We start from the raw sequence: 14,101 nt of genomic DNA on the forward strand, positions 1-14,101 counted from the left end.
CCGGCGTCAGCAGTACAGATTGCTGCCCGGCGAGACGCCGAGGATCGAGGTGAAGCGGTTGTAGGCGTCCACGCGGCTCTGCACCTGCGCCGGGTTCTTGCCGTCGCACTCCAGGGAGCCGTTGATGGAGCGGATCGTCTGGCCGAAACCGGCCTGGTTGACCATGGCGTTGTGCGGGGTCATGGTGCCGGGGCCGTTCTGGGTGTTCCAGTACCAGAGGCCGGTCTTCCAGGCCACGGCGGCGTCGTTCTGCACCAGCCAGGGGTTGTTGAGGAGGTCGATGCCCAGCGCGTCGCCCGCGGCCTTGTAGTTGAAGTTCCAGCTGAGTTGGATCGGTCCGCGGCCGTAGTACGCGGCCTGGCCTGCCGGGCAGCCGTAGGGCTGGCCCCAGTCGCAGTAGTGGGGGTAGTTGGCGGTGTTCTGCTCGACGATATGGACCAGTCCGCCGGTCTCGTGATTGACGTTGGCGAGGAAGGCCGCGGCCTCCTGCTTCTTCACCGTGTCGCTGCCGGTCTTGGCGAAGCCGGGGTAGGCGCTCAGCGCGGCGGTCAGGCCGCTGTACGTGTAGAACGAATTCCGGCCCGGGAACATCTGGTTGAACTGGCCCTCGGTGACGACGAATCCGGACGGGTTGCCGCCGCCACCGCTCGCGGGCGCGTTCCACTTCTGGTTCGCGCCGCCCGAGCAGGTCCAGATCTGCAGCCGGGTGCCGTTGGCGCTGTTGTTGCCGGTGACGTCCAGGCACTTGTTCGCGGCCGGGTTGACGATGTCCCTCGCGCCGCTGACCACCCACTGCTGGTTGGAGCTGCCGGCACAGTCCCACAACTGGACCGTCGCGCCGTCCGCCGTGCTGCGGTCGACGACGTCCAGACACTTGCCGAGCGCACGCAGGGTGCCGTCACCCGGGTTGGACCAGATCTGGGCGCCTGTCCCGTTGCAGTCGTACAGCTGCACGGCGGTGCCGTTGGCGCTGCTGGCGCCCGCGACGTCGACGCACTTGCCTGCGAGCCCGGTGATCGAGCCGTCGGCGGCCTGGGCGGGCGTCACGGTGAGCAGGGCGGTGAGTATCGCGGACAGCGCGGCGAAGACTGCGGACCGGCCGAGGAAGCGGGGTCTGTGCATGTTGAGGACGCTCCTTGGGTGTAGGGGGTGGAACGGCCGTCCCCTGAGCACGGGGACGGCCGTCGGCGGAGCTGGTGTGCTCAGGGGTAGCTGGTCAGATTGGCCACGTTGGTCGTGGAGTTGGAGGGGCCGCCCGTGCCGTTGACCACGTGCCGGATGGTGCCCACTCCGCCGAGGGAGACGGTCACCATGCTGGTGAAGCGCACATTGGAGTTGGTCGGCGCCTCGATGGCCCGTTCGGCGGCCACGCCCGGGTTGACGTTGAAGTAGCAGTAGCTGCCGAAGCCGTAGACCTGGTGGCTGGTGACGGAGTTCGCGACCTTGTAGGCGGCGTAGCCCTGGGTGGAGCCGTTCATCCAGGCCGCCTGGTTCGGCGGGTCGTACGGCATCTCGTTCTGGTAGAAGTACGTCCGCCCGCCGTTGCCGTTCCAGATGGTCTGGTACTTCTGGTAGTGCTCGACGAACAGGCCGTACGCGGTGACGTTGTCACCGTTGACGATCAGGCCGGTGTCGCCGGTGTTGGTGTTCCAGCCGACTCCGCTGCCGTGGTCGGCGCGCCAGATCCAGGTGTGGTCGGCGATGACGTTGTCGCTGTTGATCACCAGACTGGTGGTCGCCCTGCCGACGGCGGCGCCGCCGACGCGGAAGTACACATCGTGCAGGGACGTCGGGTTCGAGGCGTGCGAGGCGGACGAGCCCGTCGGGCCGACCTCCATCAGAGTGGGCGAGTTGGTGGTGCCCGCGTCGAAGAGGACGCCCGCGACCTTCACGCCGTCGACGTCGGCCACCTTCATCGCGGTGACGCCGTTGTCCGGGATGAACGTGGCGAGGCCCAGACCGAGGACGACGGTGTCGGCCCGGTTCACCTGGAGCGTCTGGTTGAGGTGGTAGACACCCGGGGTGACCAGGAGGTTCTTGCCCGCCGCCAGTGCCGCGTTGATGTCCGCGGCGGTCGCACCCGGCTTCACGACGTAGAAGGTGTCGAGGGACAGCGAGCTGCCGGCCGGGGTTCCGTTCGCCCAGCTGGTGCCGGTGGAGTTGGACCGCTGGGACGGCACGAAGACCTGGTAGGCGCCGTTGCCGTCGACGTACAGGGACGGCTTCTCCCGGCTGACCGGGGTCTGCGCGACCGTGGTGTACGGCGGGCTGGGGAAGCTGGTGGCCGGGACGCCCTGGCTGCCGACGAAGACCATGTTCCAGTTGGAGCCGGTCCAGCTTCCGAGCTGGGAGTTGCGGGTCAGCCACTGCTGCTGGCTGCCGGAGTTGACCTGCCCGTCGATCTTGGTGTCGGCGAGCAGACCGCCGCTGGACCAGCCGTTGTCGTCGAGCGCGACATTGCCGCGCAGATGCATCCGGCGGTACGAGGCCGCCTGCGAGACCGCCCAACGGTCGGTGCCGCCGGTCGGGTTGACGGACAGGTTCTCGGCGCCGCGCCAGAAGTTCTGCGTCGCGTTGCCCTGGAACCAGTCGGCCTCGGCATGCACCGCGCCGTTGATCGTGACCGCGTCCGGGGTCAGACCCAGACCCGCGACCTGGGTGTAGAAGCCGACGTTGACATCGGCGTTGTAGGAACCCGGCTTGAACAGGACGGCGTAGCGCTGGGAGCCGAACTGGTTCGTCTCCTGCTGCTGGAAGATCGAGTTCACCCTGGTCTGGATCGTCGACGACGACATCGACGGGTCGAAGACGACGACGTTCGGGCCGAGGTCCGGATTCGTGCCGGACTGGGTCACGGGGACCACCTGGAAGCGCTGGGCGGCGCTGCCGTTGCAGGTGTACTGCACGAACTGCACGCTGTCCGCGGCCGAGGCGCCGGGGTCGTCCAGGCACTTGCCGCTGTTGCGGTTCACGAAGTGATAGGCGCCACCGCCCTCGTCGACCGGCAGCCACTGCTGATTGGTGCCGCCGCCGTACGCCCACAGATGAACAGGCGCGCTGTCCGCCGTGGACAGGTCGGCGACGTCCACGACCTGGCCGGTGTTGTTGCCGTTGTTGATACGGACATGGCCGTCGCTGGTGGCGGTGAAGCTCCACCGCTGGGCCGTCGAGCTGTTGCACGCGTACTGCTGTACGACGGTGCCGTTGGCCGTGGCGGCGGACCTGGCGTCCAGACATCTGCCGCTCGCGGCGTTCATGACCGTGGCGAAGCCGGTGGGCAGCGCGGCGGCCGCGCTCGCCGCCGCACTCGCGGGCGCGGGTGCGGCGGTGAGCAGGGAGGCGACGGCCGCGGTGACCAACGCGGCGGCAGTGGATCTGCGGCGGCGCTTGAGCGCGGCGGGCAAGTGGGTGAACACGGATTCTCCTTGCCGAGGGGTTCGGCGGATGGGGGGTGGGGGCCGAAGGGGTCGGCGAATGGTGGGAGTGGGGGTGGCGCTGGATCAGCCGGTGTACGCGGCGAAGACGCGGGTGTAGTCCCAGGCGGACTGGCCCACACCGGAGCAGCTGTCGGCGGGGCCGCCGGTGCACGGACGGTCACGGTTGACGGACCAGAACGTCAGCCGGGCCAGGTGGTGTTGCTGGGCGTAGGCGAGCATCGTCCGGAAGTCGTTCACCGTGACGGTCTCGTTCTGGTCGGTGATGCCGTTCATCGACGAGATGCCCATGAGCCGGTAGGCCTGGTCGTCGCTGTAGCCGTAGGCGTTCTTCAGCGCGTTCTTGAGGCCTTCGGCGGCCCGCGTGCTGAGGTTGCCCATGTTCTGGCCGGCGCCGCCGAAGTTGAACGGCATGATCGTCCAGGCGTCCACGGTCAGACCGGAGTTGGCGGCCCGGTTGATCAGGCTGGTGTCGGGCCCGCTCTGCCCGGTGCCGATGGTGACGTAGACCTTCAGACCGGGGTTGTTGGCCTTCACGGTCTTCAGGGCGTCCACGGTCCGCTGCTGCACGGTCGGGCTGTTGTAGGCGTCGGCCTCCAGGTCGATGTCGATGGCCTTGAGCCCGTACGCACTGATGACCCGCTGGTACGCGGCGGCGAGTTCGCCCGCGGTGGAGCAGGAGCTCTCCAGCTTGTTGCCGCTCCAGCCGCCGAAGGACGGGACGACGTCGCCGCCGTTCGCCCGCACGGTGTTGATCGTCTGCTGGTCGACGCCGCCGGTCAGCGCCCGGCCGCCGTCCCACTGGGGGTTGCAGTAGCCGTTGCTGAGCACGAAGGCGAGGGTGAAGTACTTGACGCCGGTGGCGTTGGTGACCGTGGTGGGGCTCGGCGGGCTGCCCCAGCCGTTGTAGAGGTACGGGGCCACGGCCATCGGCGTGGACGGGTTGCCGCCGTCACCGGGGGCGGGCGCGGTCCACTTCTGGTTGGCGCCGCCGCCGCAGCTCCAGATCTGTATGCGGGTGCCGTTGGCGGAGTTGTTGCCGGTGACGTCCAGGCACTTGCCGGCCTGCGGGTTGACGATGTCGTTGGCGGAGGAGACCGTCCACTTCTGGTTGGCGGCGCCTGTGCAGCTCCACAGCTGCACGGTGGCACCGTCGGCCGTCGAACTGCCCGTGACGTCCAGGCATTTGCCGAGGGCGCGGACGGTGCCGTCACTGCCGACCGTCCACTGCTGGGCGGCGGTGCCGTTGCAGTCGTAGAGCTGGACGGCCGTGCCGTCGGCGGAGTTCGCCCCGGCGACGTCCAGGCACTTCCCGGCGAGGCCGGTGATCGTGCCGGTGGCCGCCTGTGCGGGGGACGCGGTGAGCAGGCCGGTGGCGAGGGAGAGAACGGCGAGGGAGACAACTGCGGAAAGAGGTCTGGGCATGCGCGCAGGGGCCCTTCGTGGGGGGACGAACAACCGGGGCACCGTTCACCTCGTGAACGCTGGATGTGTCACACGGTGCGATGCTGAGCCGTGAACCTAAAGGTCTGGACCGCTTTCGTCAAGAAGTGAAGTAAGCTGTGAAGGAAGTGAGTTGCAGCTTCCGGCCAGGCTTGGTTCGCCCGCGGGGGAACGCATGCCCGCCGTTCGCCCCACGTTGGTGCTCCCGCAATCCTGTGACCCTGTGTGCGCATGGAACAGCCACCTGAGTCACCCCAGCCGCACAGTGCCATGTGGTACTTCTTGCCTTCTTGCTTTCTCGGCTCGACTGCCGGCCCTGCTCGTCAACGATTCCTGTGGTGGCGCAGACGTGAACAACCGCTCTTCCGGCCATCTCCGCCGCGAAGTCTCCGTGGGCCCCGAACGGCTGCTGCTGCTCGGCGACGCCGTGTTCTCGATCGCGATGACACTGCTCGCCCTGGAGATCACCGTTCCGGAGGGCCTGCCCGACTCCGAAGTCGCCCACGCCGTCCGCGAGGCGCTCCCGGCCATCGGCGCCTATCTGCTCAGCTTCGCGGTCATCGGCATCCTGTGGCTGGCCCAGCACGCCCTGTTCCGGCTGATCGGGGCGCTCGACCGCTGGCTGCTGCACTTCTACTTCGCGCTCCTGGCGCTCGTGGCGGCGCTGCCCTTCCCGACCCGGCTGCTCAACGAATACGGCGATACGACCACGGCCACCGCCTTCTACGGGGCGTCGATCGCCGTGGCCGGCACCCTGCTGTGCGCGATGTATCTGCGCCTGCTGGCGAAGCCCGCGCTGACGGCGACGGACACGTCTCCCGCGGTGCTGAAAGAGGCCGTCCGCCGCAGCGTCCTGCTGATCCTGGTCTTCGCGACCTCGGTCCCGGTGGCCTTCTTCTCGCCGTCCCTGGCCAAGTACTGGTGGCTGCTGGCGTTCTCGGCCCGGCTGCTGGCCCGCCGGTCGCGCGATACTGCCGAGGTGCCGACCGGGGAGGCGCGCTGAGCGCTCCGCCGGAAGGGCCGTGACGGGGCGTGACGTGCCGTCATGTGCGGGGTGATGTGCGGTGGTGTGCCGTCGATCGTCTGCGGCGCCGTCGTGGCCGGTCGCGCAGTTTCCCGCGCCCCTCTGGGGCGCTGCCGAACCGAACCTTCAATGAACGTGTCCCGGACCCACAGCGCTGTGTCCACCGCAGGGGGGTGATGGAACACGGTGCTGCGAGTCCGGGACACGTTCCCGGAGTTCCGCCTACTCGGCGATCTTGGTACGGCCGACCCACCGGAAGGTCATGGGCTCGGGTTCCTCACCGCCGCTGGTCGTCGGCGGCGCCGGGACTGTCTCGAAGTGCTCGTATCCATTGCCGTAACGGATCTTGATCTTCTCGCCGGAGAAGATCACCTCGTCCATTTCGGCGAGCTCGACCGTCCCGGACAACTCGTTGGGACCGCCTTCCAGCTGTACGGAGCTCATCGCGATGGCGGAGGAATCGTGGGCGACTCTACGCATGGGCCTCCTCAGGTCTCGCAACGATTCTTCGTCGGCCTCCGTCCCTTGGACACCCCTGAAGTTCCCCTATGGATCCGCCGTCCGGCCACGATCCGCCCGCGGCGCTTGAGGGGGGTCTAGGGGTACGCGGGGGAGAAGCCGATACCTATCGTCGAGGCCACGTGGCAGACGTGAAGGAGACAGTCGTGCGCGAGTCGGAGTCCGGACTGCCCATCGAGCCGGTCTATGGTCCGGAGGCTCTGGAGGGCTGGGATCCGGCGGTGAGGCTGGGTGAGCCGGGTGGGTATCCCTTCACGCGGGGTGTCTACCCGTCGATGTATACGGGTCGGCCGTGGACGATGCGGCAGTATGCCGGGTTCGGTACGGCGGTGGAGTCCAATGCCCGTTACCGGCAGTTGATCGCGAACGGTACGACGGGTCTGTCGGTGGCCTTCGACCTGCCGACCCAGATGGGCCATGACTCCGATGCTCCGATCGCGCACGGGGAGGTGGGCAAGGTGGGGGTGGCGGTCGACTCGGTCGAGGACATGCGGGTGCTGTTCGACGGGATTCCGCTGGACCGGGTGTCGACGTCGATGACGATCAACGCGCCCGCCGCGCTGCTGCTGCTGATGTATCAGCTGGTGGGCGAGGAGCAGGGGGTGCCGGCCGACAGGCTCACTGGCACGGTGCAGAACGATGTGCTGAAGGAGTACATCGCGCGCGGTACCTATATTTTTCCGCCCAGGCCGTCGTTGCGGCTGGTCGCGGACATCTTCAGGTACTGCCGGGCCGAGATCCCGCGGTGGAACACCATCTCGATCTCGGGCTATCACATGGCGGAGGCGGGTGCTTCGCCCGCGCAGGAGATCGCGTTCACCCTCGCGGACGGCATCGAGTATGTGCGGACGGCGGTCGCGGCGGGCATGGAGGTGGACGATTTCGCGCCCCGGCTGTCGTTCTTCTTCGTGGCCCGTACGACGTTGCTGGAGGAGGTCGCCAAGTTCCGTGCGGCGCGCCGGATCTGGGCGCGGGTGATGCGTGAGGAGTTCGGGGCCCGCAATCCCAAGTCGCTGATGCTGCGCTTCCATACGCAGACGGCGGGGGTGCAGCTGACCGCGCAGCAGCCGGAGGTGAATCTGGTGCGGGTGGCGGTGCAGGGTCTGGCCGCGGTCCTGGGCGGCACGCAGTCGCTGCACACCAACTCCTTCGACGAGGCGATCGCCCTGCCCACCGACAAGTCGGCGCGTCTGGCGCTGCGCACCCAGCAGGTGTTGGCGTATGAGACGGATGTGACCGCGACGGTGGATCCGTTCGCGGGCTCGTATGTGGTCGAGCGGATGACCGACGACGTGGAGGGGGCCGTGGTCGAGTTGATGGGCCGGGTGGAGGAGCTGGGCGGGGCGGTCGCGGCGATCGAGCACGGGTTCCAGAAGGGCGAGATCGAGCGCAGCGCGTACCGGATCGCGCAGGAGACCGATTCCGGGGAGCGGGTCGTGGTCGGCGTCAACCGGTACCGGCTCGATGTGGAGGAGCCGTACGAGCCCCTGCGGGTGGACCCGGCGATCGAGGCCCAGCAGGCCGCACGCCTGGCCACGCTCCGTGCCGGGCGCGACCAGCCCGCGGTGGACCTGGCCCTGGCCGCCCTGAAGAAGGCCGCCGAGGGCGACGACAACGTCCTGTACCCGATGAAGGACGCGCTGCGAGCCCGGGCCACCGTCGGCGAGGTGTGCAACGCCCTGCGGGAGGTCTGGGGCACCTACACTCCCGCGGACGCGTCGTGAACCCCCGGACACCAGTGGCAGGACAAGGAGACTCACCTGTGCCGAACGAACCCCTCCGCGTCGTCGTGGCGAAGCCGGGACTGGACGGCCACGACCGCGGCGCCAAGGTCATCGCACGCGCCCTGCGGGATGCCGGGGTCGAGGCCATCTACACCGGACTTCACCAGACACCGGCGCAGATCGTGACCACGGCCATCCAGGAGGACGCCGACGGCATCGGACTCTCCGTGCTGTCGGGTGCACACATGACCCTGTTCACAGAGGTCGTCGACCTGCTCCGGGAGGCGGACGCGCTGGACATCACTGTCTTCGGCGGCGGCATCATTCCCGACGTCGACATCAAGCCTCTGCTGGAACGCGGAGTCGCAGCCCTGTTCACACCGGGCACCTCCACGCAGGAGGTCGTGGAGTGGGTGACCACGAAGATGCGACCGGAGCGCGGCGCGCACGCTTGAAGTGCCCCCGCGGTCAGGCCCGTTGAGGCGCCCTGACCCTGCTCGCCGCCCTCGCACCCGCCCTTGCACCCGCCCTGGTCCACGGCCGCTGGCACGCCCTGCGCACGCCCTGCGCGACAGCCTGGAACTGGGCGGCGTCGGCGCGTCCACGGTCACCTCACCGCTGCCACGGCTGTACGACACCGACGAGGACCAACCGTGGGACGTCCTGCGCCGGGCCCGCCTCGACGACCTCGAACGGGTAGCAGTCCGTCGGAAGGCGCGGGTGTCTCGTGGTGAGACACCCGCGCCGGACTTCTGACGGTGGTTCGCCCGCGAGGCCGAAGAGCGCGCGGGTCAGCGCGCCTGGGCGGCCGTGCCGGGGAGTTGCTGGAGCGACAGACCCGCCGGGAGGTCCGAGCGGCCGCTGACGTTGAGCTTGCGGTACACCCGGGTCAGGTGCTGCTCGACCGTGCTGACCGTAATGTACAGCTGTCGCCCGATTTCCCGGTTGGTGTGCCCCAGTGCCGCCAACGTTGCCACGCGCCGTTCGGCGTCGCTGAGGGCCGGGGCCGCCGAGGAACCGCCGGCGGATTCGGTCGGCTCACCGTCTGACGAGCCGGACTGCGCGGGCCGCAGGTACTCCTCCGCGCCGCTCGCCTTCGCCTCCTGGGTCGCCCGGCGGGCCATGATCCGGGCGCGCCGGAACTCTCCCAGGGTGTGGTGCGCCTGGCTGAGGTCGGCGAGGGCGTGGGCGAGTTCCAGCCGGTCGCCCGAGTTCTGCAGGGCGTCCACCGCTCGGCGCAGCAGCGCGGGACGCTGTTTGAGCGGGCTCGCCGAGGCGAGCACCCGCAGTGCGCCCCCACGGGCCCGGGGGCTCTTCCCGCCGGGCAGTTCCTCCTGGTCGAGGAGCAGTTGCCGGGCCGTCTGCTCCCAGCCCATGACGAGGTTGGCCCGGGCCAGCTCGGTGCGCCACGGCACCAGGGAGGGGTGGTCCAGATTCCGCTCGCGCAGCATGGCACCGCACTGCTGGAGGTCGCTGACAGCCGCCAGGACACGGTCCGCGGTCAGTCCGAACTGCCCGCGGGCCAGGAGGTAGCGCGGGCCGAACACCGTGTCGTACATCTCCGGCGGCACGTTGATCTGGGCGGTCTCCGCCCCCGCGGCCAGGTCGCCCATCGCGGCATGGGCGGCGAGCCGCACCGACAGCGGCAGTCCCACGACGACACCCCAGCCCTCGGCCGGAACCAGCGTCAGGGCGTGCCCGGCCCGCGCGGCGGCGGCCGAGACATCGCCCTGCCGCAGCGAGATGTCCGCCCGCAACGCGGTGAACAGCGCCTCCCATGTGCGGGCGTTGGAACGCTGGGTCTCCTGGATCAGGGCGTCGCACCAGCCCGCGGCGCGGTCGAGGCGCCCCGCCATGGTGAGGGTCGCCACCGAGGAGGCGATCACCTCCAGGGTCTCGTCCCCGACCTGGCAGCTGCGCAGCAGGCGTTCGCTCTCGTCCACCACACGCTCGGCCTCGGACCGCATCGACGCCGACAGTACGGCCGCCGCACGCGACCAGAGACTGCCTCCGGCGGTGCGCAGCTCGTGCAGGGGCGGCACCTCACGATCCGTCCCGGCGCTGCCCGCCCTCGGATGGCGAAGCCCGTACAACCACTGGTGGGTGAGCTGCAGTTGGGCGAGCGCCGGGGCGTCCGAGGGGGACGTGAGCTGGGCCGACACCTCTTGGAAAGCGCTCTGCGCCTGGGGGCCGCCGGTCCACAGCATGTGCTGGACGACGGACACCGCCTCCTTCCCCTTCAGCCGGCCTTCGCGGACGGCCTGATAGAGAGGTGGCAGATGCCGGGAGGACGCCGCGGGATTCATGCGCCACTCGGTGTGGTTCAGCGCCTGGTGCACCGTGGTGCGCGACTCCTCGTCCGGGCACCCCTTGAGCGCGAGGGCCAGACACTGCATGGCCAGGTCCTGGCGGTCCGTGGACAGGGCCTGGCGGGCGGCCTCCAGCAGGGTGTCCATGGCCCAGTCGCCGCCGACCGACTGCGCCTCGACGAGATGGACCGCGACCTGCCAGGCCAAGGCGCCGTCCTCCCTTAACAGTTCAGCGGTCCGCAGATGCAGCGAGGTGCGGGTGCAGGCGTCGAGACTCGCCAGGATGGCCGCGGCGGACGCGGGGTGCCGGAAGCCCTGGTCGACGATCCCTGCCGCGTTCAGGGCCACGAGTGCCTGCGACACGGCGCTGGGGGTCAGACCGGAGAGCCTGCTCAGCCGGTCCTCGGAGGCCGAGTCGCCGAGGACGGCGAGGGCGTGGGCGACGCTGCGCAGCGGAGCCTCGCAGCGGTGCATGCACTCGACGACGGCCTGCCCGAACGCCGTGGCCTCCGTCGCCGTGGGCCCCCGCCCGCTCTCCGCGGAGAGCCAGGCCGCGCTGTCCTCCAGCAGGGCCCTGACGAGCATCGGGTTGCCGCCGCTGAGCTGGTACAGAGTGGTGGCCAACTGGCCCGCCTCGGCGGCGGGGAGGTGCCGGTCCGCGAGATCCGCCACACCCCGCTCGCTGAGCATCGCGAGCCGGAGGCGCTGGTGGGGGTAGCGGGTGAACTCGAAGTGCCAGGGGGAGTGGCCGTGACCCTGCTGCTGACGAGTCGTCAGGACGAGCAGGATGCGGGCCGATCGTATTCGGCGTTGGAGATAGAGGAGAACCTGCCAGGAGGTGCCGTCCATGTAGTGGGTGTCGTCAACGGTCAGCACGATCGGCTGTTCCTCGGAGAGCTCCTGGAGCAGCGCACAGATCTGGTGGACGCGATGGGCCTCCGGCTGTCGCAGGGTGCGCGACTCCAGTCCGCTCTCGCCCGGTGGCAGGGCCTCCACGGTGACGAGCTCGGTGGCGCGGGCCGCCATCTCCGGTGGCAGCGAACCGCTGTGGAACAGCTGGTCCATCACGCCCAATTGAAGCGCGCGTTCCGCTTTTGAGCCGGTGGCCGCGAGGTGCAGAGCGCCGGAGTGCAGGGCCTGATGTGACAGTGCCTCCAGTAGTGCCGTCTTCCCTGAGGTGATCGCCCCGCTGATCAGGACCGCTCTGCCGTGCCCCGCCGCAGCATCACCCAACAGTCTGTGCAGGGTGTGCAGTTCCTCGTCGCGCTCCACGAACAGCATGGTCGCAACCCTCTCCCCCGTTAGATGTCGCGTACGTACGTATGAATATATCGCATGAGCGTTCACAGGTGAGGGTTTTGCTTTACCTACGTTTTAGACTGACCCGGCCGACTCGGCGCGCTGTTGATCACCTTTCGGGATGGCCGTCCGAACGACGATAGGGGCCCGCCTGCGGGAGTTAGGGGTTATCCCGTCCAGGGGCTTCGCGTAAAGATTTCGTCGCCGGACCACGGAATATCGAGGCGGGGACGCGACCCTCGACGGGCCCGTTCCACCCCCTGCGATGACTCTCCACCGGCTCGGACCTAGGGAGTTGGGTGAAAGCGCTCGTTCTGTCCGGCGGATCCGGTACACGGCTCCGCCCGATCACACACACGTCAGCAAAGCAGTTGGTGCCCGTCGCCAACAAGCCCATCCTGTTCTACGTACTGGAGTCGATCGCCGCGACGGGCATCACCGACGTCGGCATCGTCGTAGGCCACACCGCCCAGGAGATCCAGGACGCCGTCGGCGACGGCTCGTCCTTCGGACTCGACGTCACCTACATCGCCCAGGCCCAGCCGCTCGGCCTCGCCCACGCGGTACGTATCTCCCGGGACTACCTGGGCGACGACGACTTCGTCATGTACCTCGGGGACAACTTCATCATCGACGGCATCGAGGACCTCGTCGAACGGTTCCGCGACGAACGCCCCGACGCACAGATCCTGTTGACCCGGGTCCCCGACCCGCGGGCGTTCGGCGTCGCGGTCCTCGACGAACAGGGACGCGTCGTCGGCCTGGAGGAGAAACCCGAACACCCGCGCAGCGACCTGGCGCTGGCCGGCGTCTACTTCTTCACCCCGCTCGTCCACGAAGCCGTCGAGGCCGTCAAGCCCTCCTGGCGGGGCGAGTTGGAGATCACCGACTCCATCCAGTACCTCATCGACAGCGGAGCCGACGTCCGCTCTCAGATCATCAGCGGCTACTGGAAGGACACCGGGAACGTCACCGACATCCTGGAGGTGAACCGCATCATCCTGGAGAGCATCGAGTCGTCCATCGAGGGTGAGGTCGACGACGCCTCGCAGATCATTGGACGCGTCGTGGTGGAGCGCGGTGCCCGGGTCAAGGGATCGCGCATCGTCGGCCCCGTACGCATCGGAGCCGGCACCGAGATCCACGACTCCTACATCGGCCCCTTCACCTCGGTGGCCGAGAACTGCCGCGTCCTCGACAGCGAACTGGAGTTCTCGATCATGATGCGTGACTCGTCCGTCACCGGCATCCGCCGGATCGAGGCGTCACTCATCGGGCGCCATGTGCACGGCAGTTCCGTGCCCCGCGTCCCCAACGCCCACCGGCTGGTCCTCGGCGACCACAGCACCTTCCAGATCAGCTCATGACCACCAGGCTGCTCGTCACCGGTGCCGCGGGCTTCATCGGCTCCACCTACGTCCGCCGACTGCTCGCCGACCGGTCCGACCTGCACATCACCGTCCTGGACCGGCTCACCTACGCGGGCAACCGGGCCAACCTCGACCTCGCCCACCCCGCCCTCGACCTTGTCGAGGGAGACATCTGCGACACCGCCCTGGTGGACCGGCTCGTCGCGGACGCCGACCAGATCGTGCACTTCGCCGCCGAGAGCCACGTCGACCGGTCCATCGCCGGCTCGGCGGAGTTCGTCCGCACCAACGTGCTGGGCACACACACCCTGTTGGATGCAGCGCTGCGCCACGACACCGACCGCTTCGTCCATGTGTCGACGGACGAGGTGTACGGATCCATCGACGAAGGATCCTGGCCGGAGTCCGACCCGCTGCGCCCCAACTCCCCCTACTCGGCGTCCAAGGCCTCCAGCGACCTGCTCGCCCTGGCCTGCCACCGCACCCACGGACTCGACGTCAGGGTCACCCGGTGCTCCAACAACTATGGCCCCTACCAGCACCCCGAGAAAGTCATCCCCCTCTTTGTCACCAACCTCCTGGACGGCGGCCGCGTACCCCTCTACGGAGACGGCCGCAACGTCCGTGACTGGCTGCACGTCGAGGACCACTGCGCGGCCATCGAATGCGTCCGCAACCACGGCAGCGCCGGCGAGATCTACAACATCGGCGGCGGAACCGAGATGAGCAACCGCGAACTCACCGCGCTGCTCCTGGAAGCCTGCGGCACCGACTGGGACAGCGTCGAGTACGTCACCGACCGCAAGGGCCACGACCTGCGCTACTCCGTCGACTGGTCCAAGATCGCCACCCTCGGGTACGCCCCCTCCCACGACTTCCGCAAGGGGCTCGCGGAGACCGTCGACTGGTATCGCGACAACCGCGCGTGGTGGGAACCGACGAAGTACCGCACCCCTGCCTGACCGAACCCCTTCCAGCT

General features: G+C 68.8%; 10 protein-coding genes. 5 read left to right on the plus strand and 5 right to left on the minus strand.

Annotation, left to right across the window (positions count from 1 at the left end; all coding sequences use genetic code 11):
- Window positions 1-6: 6 nt before the first annotated feature.
- The 3 genes from JEQ17_RS40390 to JEQ17_RS40400 all read right to left on the minus strand — a co-directional run bounded on the left by JEQ17_RS40390 (window position 7) and on the right by JEQ17_RS40400 (window position 4,859).
- The gene (locus JEQ17_RS40390; RefSeq protein WP_200399860.1) at window positions 7-1,122 is read right to left on the minus strand and encodes a chitinase; all 1,116 of its coding nucleotides are present in this window, start codon (window positions 1,120-1,122) and stop codon (window positions 7-9) included.
- An 80-nt stretch (window positions 1,123-1,202) separates the two neighbouring features.
- Complete coding sequence (locus JEQ17_RS40395) at window positions 1,203-3,359, minus strand: RICIN domain-containing protein (protein WP_456115147.1); 2,157 nt, start codon at window positions 3,357-3,359, stop codon at window positions 1,203-1,205.
- 141 nt (window positions 3,360-3,500) lie between these two features.
- On the minus strand, window positions 3,501-4,859 hold the full coding sequence (locus tag JEQ17_RS40400; RefSeq protein ID WP_200399861.1) for a lectin: 1,359 nt from the start codon (window positions 4,857-4,859) through the stop codon (window positions 3,501-3,503).
- Window positions 4,860-5,226: 367 nt separating this feature from the next.
- Here JEQ17_RS40400 and JEQ17_RS40405 point away from each other — a divergent pair, with 367 nt between their 5' ends.
- The gene (locus JEQ17_RS40405) at window positions 5,227-5,880 is read left to right on the plus strand and encodes a TMEM175 family protein (RefSeq protein ID WP_234048552.1); all 654 of its coding nucleotides are present in this window, start codon (window positions 5,227-5,229) and stop codon (window positions 5,878-5,880) included.
- Window positions 5,881-6,123: 243 nt separating this feature from the next.
- Here JEQ17_RS40405 and JEQ17_RS40410 read toward each other — a convergent pair whose 3' ends face one another.
- On the minus strand, window positions 6,124-6,381 hold the full coding sequence (locus tag JEQ17_RS40410; RefSeq protein ID WP_200399863.1) for a DUF5988 family protein: 258 nt from the start codon (window positions 6,379-6,381) through the stop codon (window positions 6,124-6,126).
- A gap of 170 nt (window positions 6,382-6,551) precedes the next feature.
- Between JEQ17_RS40410 and JEQ17_RS40415 the strand changes: the two genes are divergently transcribed.
- Window positions 6,552-8,144 (plus strand): acyl-CoA mutase large subunit family protein, encoded by a 1,593-nt coding sequence (locus tag JEQ17_RS40415; RefSeq protein WP_200401976.1) that lies wholly within the window; start codon window positions 6,552-6,554, stop codon window positions 8,142-8,144.
- A 38-nt stretch (window positions 8,145-8,182) separates the two neighbouring features.
- Window positions 8,183-8,599 (plus strand): cobalamin B12-binding domain-containing protein, encoded by a 417-nt coding sequence (locus JEQ17_RS40420; RefSeq protein WP_200399864.1) that lies wholly within the window; start codon window positions 8,183-8,185, stop codon window positions 8,597-8,599.
- 336 nt (window positions 8,600-8,935) lie between these two features.
- On the opposite strand, the gene JEQ17_RS40425 is transcribed toward JEQ17_RS40420, so the two are convergent.
- Entirely contained in the window at window positions 8,936-11,734 is a 2,799-nt protein-coding gene (locus tag JEQ17_RS40425) for an AAA family ATPase (protein WP_200399865.1), read from the minus strand.
- A 317-nt stretch (window positions 11,735-12,051) separates the two neighbouring features.
- On the opposite strand from JEQ17_RS40425, the gene JEQ17_RS40430 reads away from it, so the two are divergent.
- Together JEQ17_RS40430 and rfbB are read left to right on the plus strand one after the other, a co-directional pair.
- On the plus strand, window positions 12,052-13,119 hold the full coding sequence (locus JEQ17_RS40430) for a glucose-1-phosphate thymidylyltransferase (RefSeq protein WP_200399866.1): 1,068 nt from the start codon (window positions 12,052-12,054) through the stop codon (window positions 13,117-13,119).
- On the plus strand, window positions 13,116-14,084 hold the full coding sequence (gene rfbB / locus JEQ17_RS40435) for a dTDP-glucose 4,6-dehydratase (RefSeq protein WP_200399867.1): 969 nt from the start codon (window positions 13,116-13,118) through the stop codon (window positions 14,082-14,084). Before JEQ17_RS40430 ends, rfbB begins: the two co-directional genes overlap by 4 nt.
- Window positions 14,085-14,101 lie beyond the last annotated feature (17 nt).

It is taken from the genome of Streptomyces liliifuscus, assembly GCF_016598615.1.
Taxonomy (GTDB): domain Bacteria; phylum Actinomycetota; class Actinomycetes; order Streptomycetales; family Streptomycetaceae; genus Streptomyces; species Streptomyces liliifuscus.